Raw genomic sequence first — 18,459 nt, 5'->3', positions numbered from 1 at the left:
TTACTCTTCATCTTTAATATATTTATTAGAGATCTCTTTTGTTGGTTTTACTCCAAGCTCTAAAAACTTTTGACTTCTTGAGATTAAATTTCCTCTTCCACTACTTAATTTATTTATTGCTTTGTCATAAGACTCTTTACTTTTATCTATACTTTTTCCAATATCTTCAAAATCATTTAAGAATCCTACAAATTTATCATATAAATCTGCTGCTTGTTTTGAAATCTCTTTCGCATTTTCACTTTGTCTATTATCTTGCCAAAGATTTTCAATAACTTTTAGACTTGAATACAAAGTTGTTGGAGAAACTATAACGATATTTGATTTTAAAGCCATTTCAAAAATATTGCTATTCTGTGATAATGCTATAGAAAAAGCTCCTTCTATAGGAATAAACATTAAAACAAAATCCAAACTTCTTAATGAGTCAATATTTTCATATTTTTTTGAACTTAAATCTTTAATATGATTTTTTATAGAGTTTAAAAGCCTAGAAATTGACTCTTTTTTCTCTATTTCATCTTCACTATTGAAATAATCAACATAAGAGTTTAAAGATAATTTTGAGTCAATTATAATATCTTTATTTGTGGGTAGATGAACAATAACATCAGGTCTTACAAGATTTCCTTCGCTAGTTCTAAATGAGTTTTGAACTTTATATTCAATATCTCTTCTAAGTCCTGATTGATTTAAAATAGATTCTAAAATCATCTCTCCCCAATCACCTTGAATCTTATTTTGACCTTTTAGTGCTTTTGTAAGATTTAAGGCATCATTAGAGATTTGATTATTTAACTCTTTTAAATTTTTTATCTCTGTTAAAAGTGAACTTCTTTGTTTTGTCTCTTCTGTAAAAACTTCATTTACCCTATTTCCAAATATATTTAATTGAGCTTTAAATGGTTCTAAAATTTGATTTATATTTTGGTTTGATTTTTTTGCATTATCTTCAAAAATTTTAGAAGTAATATTTTCTATCTCAGCTTTTAGTAAAGCTTGATTTTCTCTATTTTGAGCTATAGAAGCTTCTAAAAACTCTTTTTCTAGCTCTAAACTCTTTATTTTTGATTTATACTTCTCAACTACAAAAAATAAAATAGTTGCAAATAGTATAATAACTATTGCAACTACTAGAAAGAAATTTGTACTTTCAAATTCAAAAATCATATAAATTTCTCTTTTTCAACATCATATCCCAGCTCTTTAAATCTCTCTATCAAAGGGGGATGAGAGAAGTAAAAAAATATGTAAAGCTTATGAGAATATGGAAAAGATTTATTCTCATTTGCTAGTTTTAGCAAAGCTTTTACTAAATCCTCTTTACTAGATAAGTTTGCTCCAAAATCATCCGCAGCATATTCATTGTGTCTTGAAATCAAAGAAATCAAAGGCATTAGGAAAAAGCTTAAAACTGTTGAAAAGATTAAAAAAACTACAATAATTGCATAAGGTTCATTTTTTAATCCTAAACTTAAAAAAAGTTCATCATTTAAATTTCCAAAAATAGCGAAGAAAATAAACATAACTAATCCCATGATTCCTATGTTTTTAAGAATATCACCATTTTTAAAATGTCCTAGTTCATGCCCTAAAACTGCTAAAAGTTCATTATGAGTTAATTTTTCAATTAAAGTATCAAATAAAACAACTCTTTTTGTGCTTCCAAGACCTCCAAAATAAGCATTTAATCTACTATCTCTTTTACTTGCATCGACACTAAATACTCCACTACTTTTAAAACCAACCTCTTTTAAAAGGGCATTTATTTTCTCTTCAAGTTCAACATCTTTTAGCTTTTCAAACTTATCAAACATCTTATCTCTAATAAGAGGATAAAGCATATTTATTAAAACAATAACTGCAAAAATAAAAATAAAACCAAATATCCACCAAGATGGAAAATTTAAAATAATATATGAAATTCCTGCAATTACAAGCGAACCAAAAACAACTATAAGAAATGCAGATTTTATCGTATCTTTAATATATAAAGCTGGTGTTATATTTGAAAAACCATACTTTTTATCTAATTTAAAAGTTTGATACAAAGAAAATGGTAAAGATAAAAACCAGTTTATTATAATAAATAAATTTATAAATAAAACAGCTTTTAAAATTGGATTATCAATATTTAGTTGAGCATCTAAAAATTTAAGACCAAAACTTAACCAAATGATAAAAATAATAAAATCGAAAAATGAACTAGAAATTGCTAATTTTTCTTTATCAATACTATAATTTGCTGCTTCATGATATTTTTTTGTACTTAAAATAATAGCCTTTTTTTTAGTTGCATCTTTTACAAATCCAATTTGCATAAAAGATGTATAAATTGTAAAAAAAAGATAAAAACAATATGCTATAACAAAAAATTGTAACAAATATAAATCCTTATTTAAAAAATAGTATATATTTTATTCAAATTTTGCTCTAATATCTTTTAATTTTTGAATAATTTTTCTATCTTTAGTAAAATATACTAAATCATGATTATTTTCAAAAGATTTTTTTGTGAAATTTAAACTACCAATTAAAGCCAATTTATCATCAAAAATCATAGTTTTAAGATGCATTTTTTTTGAATCATTTGGAATGATTACTTTTATATTTGCCTCTTTTAAAAAATTATAGATTTTATCATTTGCCTCAACCTTATTTTTATCCAAAACAACAGTTACTTTTACTCCATTTTTTGAAGCCTTTATTAAATCTTTTGCAATATTTTTATATGAAAAATTATACATAGCAATAAAAATAGACTCTTTTGAACTTAAAATTTCATATCTAATTTTCTCTCTTAGAAAATTGGATTCATCAGGAAGTGTAAAAAGTTCATTTGAGTAACTATTTATAACAAGTATTAGTATAAATAATAGTTTTTTCATTTAATTCTCCAATATTTCAAATATATTTTGTGGTATTTTTGATGGTTTCCCAAATTTCAAAAATGCTAACTTAAATTTTGCTTCAAAAATAATCTCATCATCTCTGTAAATCTCTTGTTTCATAATAATTGAAGCTAATTTTTTCTCAATTAGTTCTGTTTTTATATCTAAAATATCTGCAAATTTTGCAGATTTTATCCAGTTTGCTTCACACGATTTTACAACAAAAAACTCATCTTGTGAATGAGGAAGTAAACCTTTTTTAAAAAACAACTCACTTCTAGCTCTTTCACAATAGTTTAAATAAATTGAGTGATAAACCATATTTCCACAATCTGTATCTTCGTAATAAACTCTTATTTTCAATTATAATCCTTTATTTATAGATTTTAAAATATTTATATCTTGATTTTTAAAACTTTCTGCTATTTTTATTTACCAAAAAGTTAGTGTTTGTGAGTTTTCTTCAGTTTTATTTAATTCAATAAATATATTATCATTATAATCAATATGTAAATTATAATCACCAATATTAAAAGTAGTTTCAATATTTTTTTTATCAAAATAGCTTGAGTTATCACTATCTAAAAAATTAGATAGATGATACTCAACTAAAGATGGAGACATATTATCTAAAACCTTCTCTAATCCATAAAAAGTATCTACTCCAAAAATGTTTAAAATAATATTTTTATCTATGTTAACAAACATGAGTTAATTTTACTGCTTTATTCCAAGAATAGAGTCTAATCTTCCATCCGATAAATCTATTTTGTTGTCATCTTCTTTTTTATATAAACTATTCTCTTCATTTAAAATATTTGTGCTGTTTTGCTCATAAGCAAAGATATTTTCTTCCTCTTTTTTATCAAGTTCTAACTCTGTTTCATTTTTATGATCAAAAGAGTTGTCTAAAAGATTTTGAGAAATAACTGGATTAAAAGCTTTGTTGTCATCTACCTTTTTTACTTCTTCGTATTTTGTTTCTTCTACTGTAGCTATAGAAGAAGTAGTTTTATTTAATATTCCTTCAATTTGACCAAGCATACTATAAATAGTATTTTTATCTTCCTCTGTATTACTCTTAAGCTCATTAACACTTTTCTCTAAATCCTCTTTTATCAACTCTAGATTTAAAACTTCATCTTCTAACTCATTTACTCTTTGCTTAAGAACTCCATTCTCTCCTTGAAGCTCCTCATATGCCTTTATTAAGCTTGTTAAAGCTTCGTTTAGTTTTAAAATAGTTTCTGCATTTGTCATATTCTTTAATCCTTTATTGCTTATATAAAAATTTTATGAAATGGTATTATTACAAAATTTAGCTAAATAATTCCATCTATTTTCAAAAGAGAGTCAATTTTAGGTTCTCTTTGTGCAAAATCGAAAAACAATTTATCCATATTTTCGCTTCCACCACAACTAAGCACACAATTTTTATATTTCAATCCCAACTCTTTATTTAATACATTTTTTGAATCCAAAAACATATAAAAAGCATCTGCACTAAGTACTTCAGCCCACTTATAAGAGTAATATCCTGCACTATATCCACCTGAAAAGATATGAGAAAAACTATTTTGAAACTTATTATACTCTGGTGTTTTTATGACAGAAAATTTATCCCTAATACTATTTAACAACTCTTGAATCTCAAATTCAGTTTTGTATAGTTTTTGATGAAGTTTAAAGTCAAACAAAGCAAACTCTATTTGTCTAACTGTTGCCATTGATGATTGGAAATTTTTTGCTTTTATTAATCTAGATATTGCCTCATCATCAAGAACTTCTCCAGTTTGATAATGCTTTGCAAATAGTTTTAAAATATCTCTATCGTAAGAAAAATACTCTAAAAACTGAGATGGAAACTCTACAACATCCCAAGCAACTCCAGATATTCCACTAACAGTTGGTTCTTCAACTTTACTCAAAAGATGATGAAGTGCATGTCCCATTTCATGAAAAAGCGTTACCACATCACTATGTCTTAATAAAGATGGAATATCTTTTGTTGATTGAGGAAAATTTCCTACTATATAAGCTGTTGGAAGATTTATTTTGTTATTTGAATCTTTGTAATATGAGTGCCAGTTGTTCATCCAAGCACCACCTCTTTTATCATCTCTTGCTTCTAAATCTATATATATCCTAGCTATTGTTTTATTGTTTTCCAGAATATCATAAACTTTTACTTTTTCATCCCAAGAAGATGCATTTGAAGATTTAAACTCAATATCAAATAACTCATTTAAAGCAGTAAAAAAACCATTTAAAACACTATTTTGCTCAAAGTATGGTCTATAATACTCCTCATCAATATCATATTGTGCTTTTTTTAATTTTTCACTATAAAAACTAATATCACTTGCTCTAAAGTCATCAACACCATCTTCTTTTGCTATTTGTTTAATCTCTTCTAGCTCATTCATTGCTTTTTCTTTTGCTTTATTTCCCAACTCTTCCAAAAAGTTTATAACATCATCTTCACTATTTGCCATTTTTGTAGCCAATGAATATGAAGCATAGTTTTTAAATCCTAATATTTTTACTTTTTCATCCTTTAAAGCTAAAATTTTTTCTATAAGCTCTCCATTTTGTGGTGCTCTTGTTGTATATGCTTTATATAGTTCTTCTCTTTTTTCTCTAGAAGTTCCATAAGTCATATAAGCTATATAAGATGGCATTTGAAGTGTAAATTTATATTTAGTTTTTCCATCTTCTTCAAATTTTGCTAACTCTAAATCCGACTTTGGTATCTCTTTTACATCTTCAAAATTTTCAATTATAAGAGAAAAAGAGTTTGTTGCCTCTAAAATATTTTGTGAAAATTTATGTGATAATTCACCCAAAGCTAAATCTATCTCTTCTAATCTTTGTTTTTTATTATTTTCTAGTTGACAACCTGATAATTCAAAATCTCTTATCTCATTTTCTAATACTTTAAGTTGTATATTGCTTAAAGTACTTTTTTCATTAGACTGTATATTTTTAAAAGATATATAAATATTCTCATTTTGACTTATCTCACTCTCATATTTTGAGATAAGAGGAAGGCACTCTTCATATACTTTAGAAGTTATTTTTGAATTTTTTACAGAATCTAAATGGAATATTGGAGTTATAAATTCATTTATCTTCTCCCCTATTTCAGCAAAAGGTAATACAAAATTTTTATAAGTTTTATTTTTAATTTCTAAAAGTTTTTCAACTTCAACTCTACTATTATTTAAAAGCTCTTCTAAAAGCTTACTTGAATTCTCAAAATTCTCTATATGAAACTCTTTAAACATATTTTTATCCTTTATTATTATTCATTTTATTTAAATTTTAGAGTAAATCCTCTATCAAATTTTTCATAATCTTTATAAAAAGAGTAGAATTCTACATTAAACTCTTTAAAATACTCTTCTAAACTCTTTTTTTGATCAAATCCCATTTCACAAAGCACATAAGGAATCTTTCTACTGTTTGCACCATCTATAATATTTTTCAAAAGCTCATCTCCTACAACTCCACCCAAAAGTGCATTTGATGGTTCAAACTCTACATTTTTTGGTAATTTATAATCATTTGCAATGTACGGTGGATTTGAAATAAGCATAAAAATATCATTCTCTTTTACATTTTCAAATAAATTACTAAGTCTAAAATCTATTCTTTCTAAAACTTCAAATTTTTTTGCATTTTTTCTTGCTAATTCTATAGCTTTTGGATTTATATCAACAGCTATAAAATCTATATTTTTATCTTTTAAAAGTGTTGCTAGCATAACAGAAATTATTCCACTCCCTGTTCCAATTTCAAGAACCTTGATTGCTTTTTCTTGATTTTTTACCTCTTTTAAAATCTCAAAAGCATTTTCAACTAAAAGCTCGGTTTCTGGTCTTGGAATTAAAACATCCACATCTGTAAAAAATTGTTCACCATAAAAAGAGGCTTTTTTTATAATATACTCTAAAGGAAAATTTGTAGCTCTTTTTTTTACCAATTTTTCTAATTCTAGCTCTTTTGTAAAAGCTTTATCATAATTAAGATGTAACCAAATCACATTTTTATCCAATAAATGCATGATTAATATCTCTACCTCTTTTGCTGGAATATGTGTAATATTTTTTAAATATACTGTGTATTTTTTTACACACTCTTTTATTGTCATTTTACCTCTTTTTTAATCTAAAATATATAGCGCTATTTCATCTGCAAGTAGAAAATTATTATTATAAACCCTATTTTCTTTTATACAAACCCTATTTTCAACTACTAAATCATCCACTTTTTTAAGCTCTTTAGAAGATAGTATATTTAAATCAACTCCAAACTTACATCTAAATCCTAAAAGTACTTTTTCAGCTTTTATATCATCACTACTTAACTCTTCAATATCTTCATAAACTGGATTTTGTATATATTTTTCTATATTTTTTTGCTTATACATTCTTCTATTTTCAATACAAGCAACAGCTCCAGCTCCAACTCCTATATAATCATCTTTAGACCAATATCCATAGTTATGTTTTGATTCAAATTTTTCATTAGTACTAAAATTTGCTATCTCATATTGATTAAATCCTATATTTTTCAAGTAGTTAAATATTTCATAACTTAAGTCTTCATCATCAATTTTTAAGCTTTTTTTACTTTTTTGAAGCTCTTTTTCATTTAAAAAGAATTTTGTATCCTCTTCTATTATTAAACTATATGCACTTAAATGTTCAACTTCTAGCTCTTTTAAAGTGTTAAAATCTCTTTTTAAAAGCTCAAAAGTATCATTTGTAACTCCATATATTATATCGCAATTAATACTATTAAAGCCTATACATTTTGCATTTTGTATCGCTTTAATAGCATTAAGTCTATTGTGATTTCTACCTAAAAACTTTAACTTCTCATCATCAAAACTTTGTACTCCAAAGCTAACTCTATTTACTCCAAAACTATACATTTTTTCCAACCACTCTTTTGTGGCACTATTTGGATTTGCTTCAGTTGTAATTTCACAATTTTCTAAAATATGTGGATTTATTAATTTAAAAATATCTTCATATAAAGAAGCATCAACAGTTGATGGAGTCCCACCACCTATAAAAACGGTATTTAACTTTATCTCTTTATCTTTTAAATATTTTAAATTCTGCTCTAAATCAATTTTTAAAGCTCTCATATATGCCTCTTTTTGACTATTTTTATTTGTATATGAGTTAAATGCACAGTAAAAACATTTGCTGTCACAAAAGGGAATATGTATATATAAAAGCAATTTTTAATCCTATATTTTATAAAATAACGCCTAATTATAAGGAAAAATATATTTATGACTGATAAAAATGTGATTGAAAAAGAGAAAAAAAAATTAAGACCAAATGTTGCAGCTATTATCTTATCATCTAAATATCCAGCGAAGTGTGAGATTTTTATTGCTTCAAGAACTGATATTCCAAACGCTTGGCAGTTTCCTCAAGGTGGGATTGATGAAGGCGAGAATACAAAAGAGGCACTTCTTAGGGAGCTTGAAGAAGAGATTGGTACAAAAGATATAGAAATAATAGCCGAATATCCAACTTGGGTCTCTTATCTTTTTCCTCCTGTAATTGCTCAAAAGATGTATCCTTATGATGGTCAAAAACAAAAATACTATTTAGTAAAATTAAAAAAAGATGCAAAAATAAACATAAACACTGAAATTCCAGAGTTTAGTGAATATAAGTTTGTATCTTTAAAAGAAGTTTATGAACATATAACTTTTTTTAAAAGAACTGTCTACAAGCAAGTTCTAAAGTATTTTAAAGATGAGGGATATATTTAAAAAAAGGATAAGTAAATTAGATGTTAAAAGTTTTAAAATTTGGTGGAACAAGTGTTGGAACACTTGATAGAATTGCAAATGTTGCACAGATTATTAAAAAGATAAGAGATGAAGGTCATGATGTTATAGCTATTGTTTCTGCTATGAGCGGTGAAACAAACAAATTAATAGAATATGCTGAATATTATACAAAAACTCCTGATTTAAAAGAGATGGATATGCTTTTAAGTTCAGGTGAGAGAGTGACTTCAGCTTTATTATCTATTGCTTTAAATAGTATTGGCTACAAAGCTATATCTATGACAGGAAGAGAAGCTGGAATTATGACAACAGATACTCACACAAAAGCAAAAATAGAAAAAATAGATACACAAAAGATGAAAAATGCTTTAAGTGAGGGAAATATTATTATAGTTGCTGGATTTCAAGGAGTTACACTTGATGGTTCAAGAGTTACGACTTTAGGTCGAGGTGGAAGTGATTTATCTGCTGTTGCAATTGCTGGTGCTATAAAAGCTGATGTTTGTGAAATTTATACTGATGTTGATGGTATTTATACAACAGATCCTAGAATTGAACCAAAAGCTAAAAAACTAGAAAAAATATCTTATGATGAGATGTTGGAACTTGCAAGTCTTGGTGCAAAAGTATTACAAAACAGATCAGTTGAAATGGCAAAAAAATTAAATGTAAATCTAGTATCAAGAAGTAGTTTTACACCCGATGTAGAGGGAACTTTAATAACAAATGAAGAGGAAATTATGGAAAAACCAATAGTAAGTGGAATAGCTTTAGATAAAAACCAAGTAAGAGTTGGAATGTATGGTGTTGTTGATAAACCAGGTGTTGCTAGTGCAATTTTTACAGCTCTTGCAGATGCAAATATAAATGTTGATATGATTGTTCAAACAAGAGGACTTGATGGGACAACTGATTTAGATTTTACAATTCCAACAACAGATTTAGAGATTTGTAAAAAAGTTATGGAACAATTTAGACCTCAAGCAAAAAATATAGATTATAATGAGGCAATTTGTAAAGTTTCTATTGTTGGTGTTGGAATGAAATCAAATACTGGAGTTGCTTCAAAAGCATTTACAGCTATGGCAAATGAGAATATTAATATTAGAATTATCTCTACAAGTGAGATTAAAATATCTATGATTATTGATGAAAAATATGCAGAGTTAGCTGTAAGAGCTTTACACGATGCATACGAATTGGACAAATAATTTGCAAGAGTTTTTAAATTGGACAGTTGATACAATCAGGGAAGATAAGCTTTTATCTCCTTGGTTGGAAGAAAAAAAGTTTGAATGGGCACCATTAGTATCAAAAAATATTACAAATATTTTAGATAAAAGTTACTCTATCTTGATTATTACAGATAAAGAGAGGGAATGGTTTTTAAACTATATTTTATCTAACATAAACTCTTCAAAACTAAATAGACCTTTTTTACCATTTTATGATTTTAGTTCATTTTATAAAAATCTTGATCAAATAAAATCAGAGGATGATATTTCAAATATTAAAGATATGCTAAAAATATCTTTTCCAAATGGATACTGTTTTTGGTATATTGGAAAAAGTCAAGATAATAGATCTACTCTTGCAAAAATCACAAAAAGCTCTTTTTTATGGATTTTTGATGAGGAGAGACAAGGTTCTATAAACTTAAAATCAAATGATGATGGACTTGATATGAAGCTTCTTCAAATGTTTAGATTATATAACAAAACAATAAGTGCAGCACTTTTTGCAAATATTAATGTAGAGAGCTAATCTTGGAGATAGTTAAAAACTCCTCAATTTTTATTGTAAATAGCATTGAAGATAGTTTAAATAAATTTCTAGCTGTTTACCCTACTCACCAAACTAGAGTTATTAAAAATGAAGAGAAAGATGAGTTCCAAATAGAACAAGCAAATAAAACTCTAAAAGAGGCATATATTGCATCAAATGAGACAAAATATCTATTTTTGTGTGGTGCTACATTTAGAGTTGAAGCACAAAATGCTCTTTTAAAAATTTTAGAAGAACCACCAAAGAATATAGTCTTTATTCTTTTAGTCTCTTCTAAAAATTCCTTACTTCCTACAATTTATTCAAGATTACCATATAAAAATCTTAAAAAAGTTGTGGAAAAAGATGATATTGAACTAAATATAAAAAAATTAGATTTAAAAGATATATACACTTTTATAAAAAACAATCAAAAAATTACAAAAGATGAAGCTATAAATATTGTTGAAACTATCTTAATAAAAGCAAATAAAGAAAATGTAAAGCTTAACCAAAAAGAGTTGGATATATTTTTTAAATCTATAAAACTTTTGGAACTAAACTCAAAACCAACTACAGTTTTAACTTATCTTCTTCTATCTATTTTAGAAAAAGAGGCAAAATGAAACTATATAAACTATCTTTAAATGAGACAAAAACATTTTTAAGCACTCTAAAATGTGATAAAAGTGGTGTTGCTATTATGTCAAAAAAAGCAAAAATTCATACACTTTTTATAAAAGATTTGCATGTAGGTGCTGCTAATATATTAAAGCAAGATGCTTTATCTATTGGTGCTGATTTAGCTGTTCCAGAAGGTGTAATAATAGCAAAAGACAAGTTTGTTAATGCCCTACTTATAGGAACTACAAAACATTTTGAAATTCTAAGTAGAAAAGAGTTATCCCAACCTTTTGGGCTTAAAGAGTTAGCAAAAGTTTTAAAAGATTTTGTAAAAGAGCAAAAATATTCTACAAAAATCATGGGTGTTTTAAATGCAAATGAAGACTCATTTTTTAAAAATAGTAGATTTGATAACTCTCAAGCATCTTTTAAAATTGAAAAAATGATTGAAGATGGTGCAAATATAATTGATATTGGGGCAGTTTCAAGCCGTCCTGGAAGTTTACCCGTAAGTTCTGATGAAGAGTTAAATAGAATCAAAGATATTGTTCAAACAATATATAAAAATAGATATTTTGAAAAAGTTGATTTCTCTATTGACTCTTTTTCTCCAAAAGTTATAGATTTTGTTTTAAATCATGGTTTTAAAATAGTTAATGATATAACAGGATTGCAAAATGATGAAGTTTGTAAAATAGCTTCAAAATACAAAGCTCAAGTTGTAATAATGCATATGCAAAAAGATCAAACAACTATGCAAGATAATCCTTTTTATGAAGATATTATGGTTGAAATTGATGATTTCTTTAAAGAAAGAATCCAAAAGGCTAAAAGTTTTGGAATAGATGATATTGTCTTAGATGTTGGAATTGGTTTTGGAAAAACATTGGACCATAATCTACTTTTACTTAAGAATTTAGAACATTTTAAACATTTTGGATATGAACTTCTAATTGGAGCTAGTAGAAAATCTATGATAAATATGATTACTCCAAGTGAGATTGAAAATAGACTTCCAGGGACTTTGGCTATACATCTTGAATCTTTAAGATATGGTGCTAGCATTATAAGATGTCATGATGTAAAAGAGCATTTTCAAGCAATTAAAGTTTTTGAAGCTATAGAGAATATCAATTAAGAGTTAATTTCTAAATTCAATTTTTAATAAATCATCTCTTATTTTATCTTTTTCTAAAATCTTTTTTTGAGTAATATTTCCAATATTTGTAGAAGTTTGTAAAAAATTCTGTATATAATAAATACCATTATATCCTAAACGATAAAGTTTCTCTATAATTTTATTTATATCTTCAAAGTCCAATAAATCAGCATTTACAGTAGTTCTTACTTCAAAATTAAATTTTATACTTAAAAGATGTTTTATTGTACTTATCATACTTTCATAACTATTTTTTTGAGTTACAATTTTAAACTTTTCTTTTGGAGATTTAAAATCTAAAGATATAAAATCTATAAGGTTTTTTGATATTAAATCTTTTATAATTTTGGTATTTATTCCATTTGTATCTAGTTTTATTTTAAATCCTAGTTTTTTAACTTCTTTACAAAAAGGTTCTAAATTGTTCATAGTAGCTTCTCCACCACTTAAAACAACCGCACTTAGAAGCCCTACTCTAGATTTTAAAAAATCTAAAATATCATTATGAGAATAATATCCTTGTTTGGAAAAAACTATATTATCATTGTAACAATAGCTACATAGCAAGTTACAAGAAATATGCCAGACTATACAAGATATTTCATCTTGGTAGTCTGTTGTTGTAAATTTTGTAAAACTATAAACAATCTTTTTGTTCAACAAATTTAACTCTTTGTTTATGTTCACCTTTTTTTCCTATATTAAAACTTTCAACTGGTCTATGATAACCCATAACCCTAGTATATACTATACATTTAGTTCTTTTTTCTATATTTTTCTCAAGCAATTTTATTTTTTCCATCTTCTAATTCCTTTTTTAAAATTTCATCATCACATTTTGGACAATACTCATATTCTCCAACTAAATATCCATGAACAGGGCAAACTGAAAAAAGTGGAGTAATTGTAATATATGGCAATCTAAAGTTTGAAATTACATTTTTTACCATCTTTTTACAAGCTTCACTGCTTGATATTTTCTCTTTCATATACAAGTGTAAAACCGTTCCACCAGTATATTTGCACTGTAAATCATCTTGTAACGTAAGTGCTTCAAAAGGATCATCTGTAAAATCAACTGGTAGCTGAGATGAGTTTGTATAATAAATATTCTTCCCAAAACCTGCTTGAATAATATCTTTGTATCTTTTTATATCCTCTTTTGCAAATCTATAAGTTGTTCCTTCAGCTGGTGTTGCTTCAAGATTATATAGGTTTCCAGTTCTTTCTTGATATTCAAGCATCTTAGCTCTCATAAAATCTAATAACTCCATAGTAAACTCTATACCTTTTTCATTTGATAAATCTATAGTTTCATTAGTAAAAAAGTTTTTTAGCATTTCATTTATACCATTTACTCCAATAGTTGAAAAGTGGTTGTTAAAGTGTGGTAAATATCTTTTTGTATAAGGATAAAGACCTCTATCATACATCTCTTTTACAAAAATCCTCTTTCTTTCTAAACTATCTTTTGCTAAATCCATAAGCTCTTCAACTCTTGAATATAGTCCTTTTATATCATTTTTATATAAATATCCAAGCCTTGCCATATTTATTGTAACAACTCCAATACTTCCAGTCATTTCAGCACTTCCAAAAAGTCCTCCACCTCGTTTTAAAAGCTCTCTTAAGTCAAGTTGAAGTCTGCAACACATACTTCTTACATGTCCTGGTTTATATGCCTCTTCATTTGGTATTTTATTTCCCGATTTATCTTTTTTGTATTGGCTTCCTATAAAATTTTGAAAATAGCTACTTCCTATTTTTGCTGTATTTTCAAATAAAATATCTGTATTTTCTCCATCCCAGTCAAAATCTTCAGTGATATTTACAGTTGGAATAGGAAAAGTAAATGGCTGACCCGTTTTATCACCTTGTGTCATAATCTCGTAGTAAGCTTTGTTTATTTGATTCATCTCTTTTTGAAAATGTTTATATGTAAGCTCTTCAAAAGTTGAAACTCCCCTATTTTTTGCCTCTTTTAAAAGCTCATCATCTTTTAAATCTTTAAATAGATGCTCTTGATTTCGTGTTGGTATTTGCTCTTTTAAATCACTTGGAACCGTCCAATCGATAGTAATATTTGTAAATGGACTTTGTCCCCATCGTGCAGGAACATTTAAGTTATAAACAAAGCTTCTTATAGCCTTTTTTATCTCTTTGAATTCAAGTTTATCTTTAAAAACATAAGGTGCTAAATATGTATCAAAAGAGCTAAAAGCTTGAGCTCCTGCCCACTCACTTTGAAGTATTCCTAAAAAATTTGCCATCTGTCCCAAAGCTTCTCTAAAATGATTTGGAGCCTTACTTTCAACTCTTCCTCTAACTTCATTAAATCCCTCATCAAGTAAAACTCTCAAACTCCATCCAGCACAATAAGCACTTAAACAATCTAAATCATGAATATGAATATCTGCATTTCTATGAGCATATCCTTGCTCTTTTGTATAAATTTTATCAAGCCAATAGTTTGCTATTAATTTTCCAGCACTATTATTTATAAGTCCAGCATGTGAATATCCTGTATTTGAATTTGCTTTTATTCTCCAATCTTCACCATTTATATACTCTTGTATTGTTTGAGTCGAGTTTACATAAGTTGTATCATTCGTTAATCCTAAAATCTGCTCTCTTTGAATTTTATGAAGGTGTCTATAAAGCATAAAACTTTTCATAACATCAAAATATTCACTTTTGAAAAGCTCTTTTTCTATTAAATCTTGAATATCTTCAACAGCTTTTAGATTTTTAGATTTTATTTCAAATAAAACTGAAAAATATATTGATTTATCATAAATAGTATTTACACTTTTAAATGCTTTTTTTATAGCATCTTCAATTTTAAAAGCTTCAAATTTCTCTTTTTTACCATCTCTTTTTAAAATCTCTATTTGCATAACTTATTCCTTTTTTATAATCACTGGAAGTTTAAAAGAGTTTTTATTAATAGCTGTTAAGTAAAAAAGTCACTAAATTGTCATTAGCTTTGAATTGTTATTTATTTTTTATAATTTTCTTGAAATTATTATTTTAATTAATAAATTCCTATTTATTTACATTTTCTTTAAAATATTCAAAAAAATCATATTTCTCATACTCTTTTTCATACTCATTTACTCTTTTCATAAATGCTTCACTAGGTATTATCTTATGTTCCAATTTTCAACTTTTTCATTTTCAGAATTAGCTATATTCTGAATATTTTCTGTATTTGTATAATTATTACTTCCCATATTTCTTCCTTTAGCCCTATATCTAATATTTTATTACATATATTAATACAGCAATTATTATTAATAATAGCCCTATCATATTACAAATTTTTATTATATATCCATCTAATGTCCATAAATCTAGTTTATCATTTAAACTTATTTTTTCTTTTAATTCTTGTTTTTTTCTTATCTCTTGAAAATACTCTATTATATATGCTCCTGCTATACTGCGGTTATAAACATAAGCCCTAGAAATATATCCAACTACTATAATAACTATTCCAGATAATATTAAGAAAAAAATTAATGTTTTATAATCTTCTCTTTTTATAAAAAGATAAGCTACTCCCAAAAAAAAATATAGCATCCATAACCAAAAAGCTATTAGTAAATAAACTAATATATCTCCTATATATTCTTTAAAAGGTTTCATTTTATATTCTCCTTACCTAAGATATTGTATTGAACTCTATTATTTAAAAAACTATAATAATTTATTGAATTTGCAAAATATTTGACTACTTTTAAATTTTGTAGCTTATTTATAGAAATTATATTAGCGAGATAGGAAAAGGTACTTAATACCTCTGTAAGTTTAAATTTAGTAAAAATCCCCATTTTTATCTTAATTCCCTTGTATAAATATTATTTTTATGCCTTGTGAAAATTCTATCAGAAAATTGTCACAGTTTTGTAATAGTTTGATATTATTTACTACTTAACTCTTTTTTAAATTAAAATTATTTTTAGATTAAATTCAAAAAATTTAATCTAAATTACATTTAGATGCATCACCTTCAGCATCCATATATCCCCATGTTGTAAAACCTATTCCAGAACTATACTTTACATTTCTTACTACATTTGCTTTTAGTTGTTTCGCCTTTTCTGATAATACATAGTTTGCTTGTTCTTTTGTTGGGTCTTTATGAAATGCTGTTAATTTCTTTACACTAACATCAATTTTTTCTATATTGATGCAACTTTTATCATTTAAACTATCTTCTGTTATTAAAATATTTGTTTGAATTTCTGGATTATTTGGAATAGAGATATTAGAATCATTTCTATAACTACAACCACTAAATACAACCATTGCAAATAGAGAACTTACAACTATTTTTTTATACATTTTTTTTCCTTATATTTTTTATAAAACTAATTATTAGTTACTTAGAAAAAACTATATCAAAAAGATGTCACATTTTCGTCACATTTTTGTTACAATTTATCTATATCTTAATCTTTTCAATCTAGTCTTATAAGATAATTTATAAAACTCTTTTGCATTTTTACTTAAAAATGATTTATCAATCAACTCTTCAACTTTATAGTAGCTCTCTTCAATAAATTTCATAATTTTATTAAATCTAATCTCTTTTAAATCAATATAGTTAGCAAATGTTTTAAAATCATCATAAGTATAGTATCCGTATTTTTCATATGTAGGAGTATATTCATCTAATAAATCTAATGCCATATCCCCATATTTTTCATTTATATGAAATCTTGTATTTAATAAATCATAATTTGGAGATAAGAAATATTCATTTGAGTATGGTTTGCTATATAAAGAGAAATTTTTTAAATGGGCATCACCATTGCATATTAGATAGTTTAAAATAACTCTTTTAAAAAAATCTTCTAAGCAAACTACACTTGAAGCTACATATTTTTTTATCATTTTTGCACAATCAAGATAACTACAAGCATCATATTTATAGTTTTCTCCATGAGATGATGGAGATATTTGCATAATTCCTGCAAAATCTTCTTGATCAAATTTTAAGGAAGAAATATCATCATAATCAAATCTTTTAGTAATATATGCAAGTTCACAATCACTAAACTCTATTAATCCACAATTTGCAGTTGGGATTTTAAATATTTGTTTTGATATAAGCATTGATAAATGTTCATTTGCAACAATATCTTTCTCATTTTTAATATATCCATCTCCACTAGAAATTGGTTTTAAAATATATTTTCCATTTATTGCAGTTGGAACTAAATCTTTTTTTTCAAAAGTCAAAGAGATTTTATCTTGAACTCCTGAAATTGACATTCTAGGTGATAGTTCAGCTCTTTTTTTAGTAAATTCAACTTTATTAAAATTTAAAGGATTTGGTATGATTCCATCAAAAAGTTCTTTTATACATTTTGAACAATAACTATTTTTAAGTTTTTTATTTGTTGCTAAACAAGCTAAGCAAATATTATTTTCCATCTTTTGTCTCATCTTTTTGGATTGTTATAGAGCCTATTGTATTCTCTTTTGTTGTAAGAATTAGTCTTGAAAAATCGTCATCTTTATCAATTCTTAACTCTTTGCATTGAATATCTTTTAATTTACCTTCAGCTAACAAGTTATAAAAAAAAGGAAATAAAAAAGGTGATTTAAACTCCTCTTCTTGTAGTGGTAAAGTTAAACTAATAGCTTTTTTATTTGGCATTTTTAAATACTCTTTATCATAAACAAAAATATACTCTTTTTCATTTATTTTTGTTAGTATTCCTGCAAAGATACTATTTCTAAAAACTTTTGCTCTTTGCATTATTTATTTACTACTTCAATATTTATTTGCATACCAAGTGCATCTAAAAGCTTTTCAACGGTTTTTATAGTTGGATTTGCTTTTCCATTTTCAATATCTGAAATTGACGCATAATTTACACCTGAATAATCTTGTAAATCTTTTAATTCAAGATTTAACTCTTGTCTTCTTTTTTTTATGATTTTACCTATTTTAATATTTGTTAATTCCATTTTTTACCTTAATTTAATAACTATATTTAGTATATAAGTTAAATATAGCTAATTATATAATTTTATAGTTATATATAACTTAATGTTTAGTATATAAGTTAAATACAACCTATAATAAAAACTAGTGATTGAAAAATTATCAAATATTTAGCATATAAACTAAAAATATATTGATAAATTATAATTTATATCATTTAAGGCATAATTATAAAATACAA

General features: G+C 25.7%; 22 protein-coding genes. 5 read left to right on the top strand and 17 right to left on the bottom strand.

Annotated elements, in window-relative coordinates:
* The 9 genes from AC5LG6_RS01925 to hemW all read right to left on the bottom strand — a co-directional run bounded on the left by AC5LG6_RS01925 (position 1) and on the right by hemW (position 8,145).
* Entirely contained in the window at positions 1-1,170 is a 1,170-nt protein-coding gene (locus tag AC5LG6_RS01925) for a DNA recombination protein RmuC (RefSeq protein WP_434240190.1), read from the bottom strand.
* On the bottom strand, positions 1,167-2,384 hold the full coding sequence (locus AC5LG6_RS01920; RefSeq protein WP_498585550.1) for a M48 family metallopeptidase: 1,218 nt from the start codon (positions 2,382-2,384) through the stop codon (positions 1,167-1,169). Before AC5LG6_RS01920 ends, AC5LG6_RS01925 begins: the two co-directional genes overlap by 4 nt.
* Positions 2,385-2,417: 33 nt before the next feature.
* Positions 2,418-2,888 (bottom strand): phospholipase D-like domain-containing protein, encoded by a 471-nt coding sequence (locus AC5LG6_RS01915; RefSeq protein WP_498585549.1) that lies wholly within the window; start codon positions 2,886-2,888, stop codon positions 2,418-2,420.
* Complete coding sequence (locus AC5LG6_RS01910) at positions 2,889-3,254, bottom strand: YbgC/FadM family acyl-CoA thioesterase (RefSeq protein ID WP_498585548.1); 366 nt, start codon at positions 3,252-3,254, stop codon at positions 2,889-2,891.
* 69 nt (positions 3,255-3,323) lie between these two features.
* The gene (locus tag AC5LG6_RS01905; protein WP_066359882.1) at positions 3,324-3,599 is read right to left on the bottom strand and encodes a hypothetical protein; all 276 of its coding nucleotides are present in this window, start codon (positions 3,597-3,599) and stop codon (positions 3,324-3,326) included.
* 9 nt (positions 3,600-3,608) lie between these two features.
* Positions 3,609-4,151: a hypothetical protein gene (locus AC5LG6_RS01900; RefSeq protein ID WP_431399774.1), complete on the bottom strand. Its 543-nt coding sequence runs from the start codon at positions 4,149-4,151 to the stop codon at positions 3,609-3,611.
* Positions 4,152-4,213: 62 nt separating this feature from the next.
* The gene (locus tag AC5LG6_RS01895) at positions 4,214-6,178 is read right to left on the bottom strand and encodes a M3 family metallopeptidase (protein ID WP_498585547.1); all 1,965 of its coding nucleotides are present in this window, start codon (positions 6,176-6,178) and stop codon (positions 4,214-4,216) included.
* A 26-nt stretch (positions 6,179-6,204) separates the two neighbouring features.
* Positions 6,205-7,044 (bottom strand): peptide chain release factor N(5)-glutamine methyltransferase, encoded by an 840-nt coding sequence (gene prmC, locus AC5LG6_RS01890; protein ID WP_498585546.1) that lies wholly within the window; start codon positions 7,042-7,044, stop codon positions 6,205-6,207.
* A 12-nt stretch (positions 7,045-7,056) separates the two neighbouring features.
* Positions 7,057-8,145, bottom strand: a complete 1,089-nt coding sequence (gene hemW / locus AC5LG6_RS01885) for a radical SAM family heme chaperone HemW (RefSeq protein WP_498585545.1) — start codon at positions 8,143-8,145, stop codon at positions 7,057-7,059.
* 72 nt (positions 8,146-8,217) lie between these two features.
* On the opposite strand from hemW, the gene AC5LG6_RS01880 reads away from it, so the two are divergent.
* Genes AC5LG6_RS01880 through folP form a run of 5 tightly spaced genes read left to right on the top strand, consistent with a single transcriptional unit; the run spans position 8,218 to position 12,238 of the window.
* Positions 8,218-8,691: an RNA pyrophosphohydrolase gene (locus AC5LG6_RS01880; protein WP_174519291.1), complete on the top strand. Its 474-nt coding sequence runs from the start codon at positions 8,218-8,220 to the stop codon at positions 8,689-8,691.
* A gap of 20 nt (positions 8,692-8,711) precedes the next feature.
* A complete protein-coding gene (locus AC5LG6_RS01875; RefSeq protein WP_066222963.1) occupies positions 8,712-9,923 on the top strand; it encodes an aspartate kinase in 1,212 nt (403 codons plus the stop codon).
* Complete coding sequence (locus AC5LG6_RS01870; RefSeq protein ID WP_228199232.1) at positions 9,901-10,476, top strand: HobA family DNA replication regulator; 576 nt, start codon at positions 9,901-9,903, stop codon at positions 10,474-10,476. Before AC5LG6_RS01875 ends, AC5LG6_RS01870 begins: the two co-directional genes overlap by 23 nt.
* A gap of 2 nt (positions 10,477-10,478) precedes the next feature.
* Positions 10,479-11,102, top strand: a complete 624-nt coding sequence (locus tag AC5LG6_RS01865) for a DNA polymerase III subunit delta' (protein WP_228138038.1) — start codon at positions 10,479-10,481, stop codon at positions 11,100-11,102.
* Positions 11,099-12,238 (top strand): dihydropteroate synthase, encoded by a 1,140-nt coding sequence (folP, locus tag AC5LG6_RS01860; RefSeq protein ID WP_498585544.1) that lies wholly within the window; start codon positions 11,099-11,101, stop codon positions 12,236-12,238. The genes AC5LG6_RS01865 and folP overlap by 4 nt, the downstream gene beginning before the upstream one ends.
* Before the next feature lie 3 nt (positions 12,239-12,241).
* Here folP and AC5LG6_RS01855 read toward each other — a convergent pair whose 3' ends face one another.
* The 8 genes from AC5LG6_RS01855 to AC5LG6_RS01820 all read right to left on the bottom strand — a co-directional run bounded on the left by AC5LG6_RS01855 (position 12,242) and on the right by AC5LG6_RS01820 (position 18,241).
* Positions 12,242-12,919 (bottom strand): anaerobic ribonucleoside-triphosphate reductase activating protein, encoded by a 678-nt coding sequence (locus AC5LG6_RS01855; RefSeq protein WP_498585543.1) that lies wholly within the window; start codon positions 12,917-12,919, stop codon positions 12,242-12,244.
* Positions 12,897-13,061, bottom strand: a complete 165-nt coding sequence (gene nrdD, locus AC5LG6_RS01850) for an anaerobic ribonucleoside-triphosphate reductase (RefSeq protein WP_498585542.1) — start codon at positions 13,059-13,061, stop codon at positions 12,897-12,899. The genes AC5LG6_RS01855 and nrdD overlap by 23 nt, the downstream gene beginning before the upstream one ends.
* Complete coding sequence (locus AC5LG6_RS01845; protein ID WP_390852046.1) at positions 13,039-15,156, bottom strand: ribonucleoside triphosphate reductase; 2,118 nt, start codon at positions 15,154-15,156, stop codon at positions 13,039-13,041. Before AC5LG6_RS01845 ends, nrdD begins: the two co-directional genes overlap by 23 nt.
* A 358-nt stretch (positions 15,157-15,514) precedes the next feature.
* Positions 15,515-15,907: a hypothetical protein gene (locus tag AC5LG6_RS01840; protein WP_431394625.1), complete on the bottom strand. Its 393-nt coding sequence runs from the start codon at positions 15,905-15,907 to the stop codon at positions 15,515-15,517.
* Between the two features lie 333 nt (positions 15,908-16,240).
* The gene (locus tag AC5LG6_RS01835) at positions 16,241-16,606 is read right to left on the bottom strand and encodes a hypothetical protein (RefSeq protein WP_027390974.1); all 366 of its coding nucleotides are present in this window, start codon (positions 16,604-16,606) and stop codon (positions 16,241-16,243) included.
* 96 nt (positions 16,607-16,702) lie between these two features.
* On the bottom strand, positions 16,703-17,701 hold the full coding sequence (locus tag AC5LG6_RS01830; protein ID WP_498585541.1) for a HipA domain-containing protein: 999 nt from the start codon (positions 17,699-17,701) through the stop codon (positions 16,703-16,705).
* Positions 17,691-18,029: a HipA N-terminal domain-containing protein gene (locus AC5LG6_RS01825; protein ID WP_187472453.1), complete on the bottom strand. Its 339-nt coding sequence runs from the start codon at positions 18,027-18,029 to the stop codon at positions 17,691-17,693. The genes AC5LG6_RS01830 and AC5LG6_RS01825 overlap by 11 nt, the downstream gene beginning before the upstream one ends.
* The gene (locus tag AC5LG6_RS01820) at positions 18,029-18,241 is read right to left on the bottom strand and encodes a helix-turn-helix domain-containing protein (protein ID WP_105912609.1); all 213 of its coding nucleotides are present in this window, start codon (positions 18,239-18,241) and stop codon (positions 18,029-18,031) included. Before AC5LG6_RS01820 ends, AC5LG6_RS01825 begins: the two co-directional genes overlap by 1 nt.
* Between the last annotated feature and the right edge of the window lie 218 nt (positions 18,242-18,459).

Source organism: Arcobacter thermotolerans (genome assembly GCF_983172305.1).
Note: the sequence above shows the minus strand (reverse complement) of the source record. Positions and strands in the feature narration are given on the sequence as shown.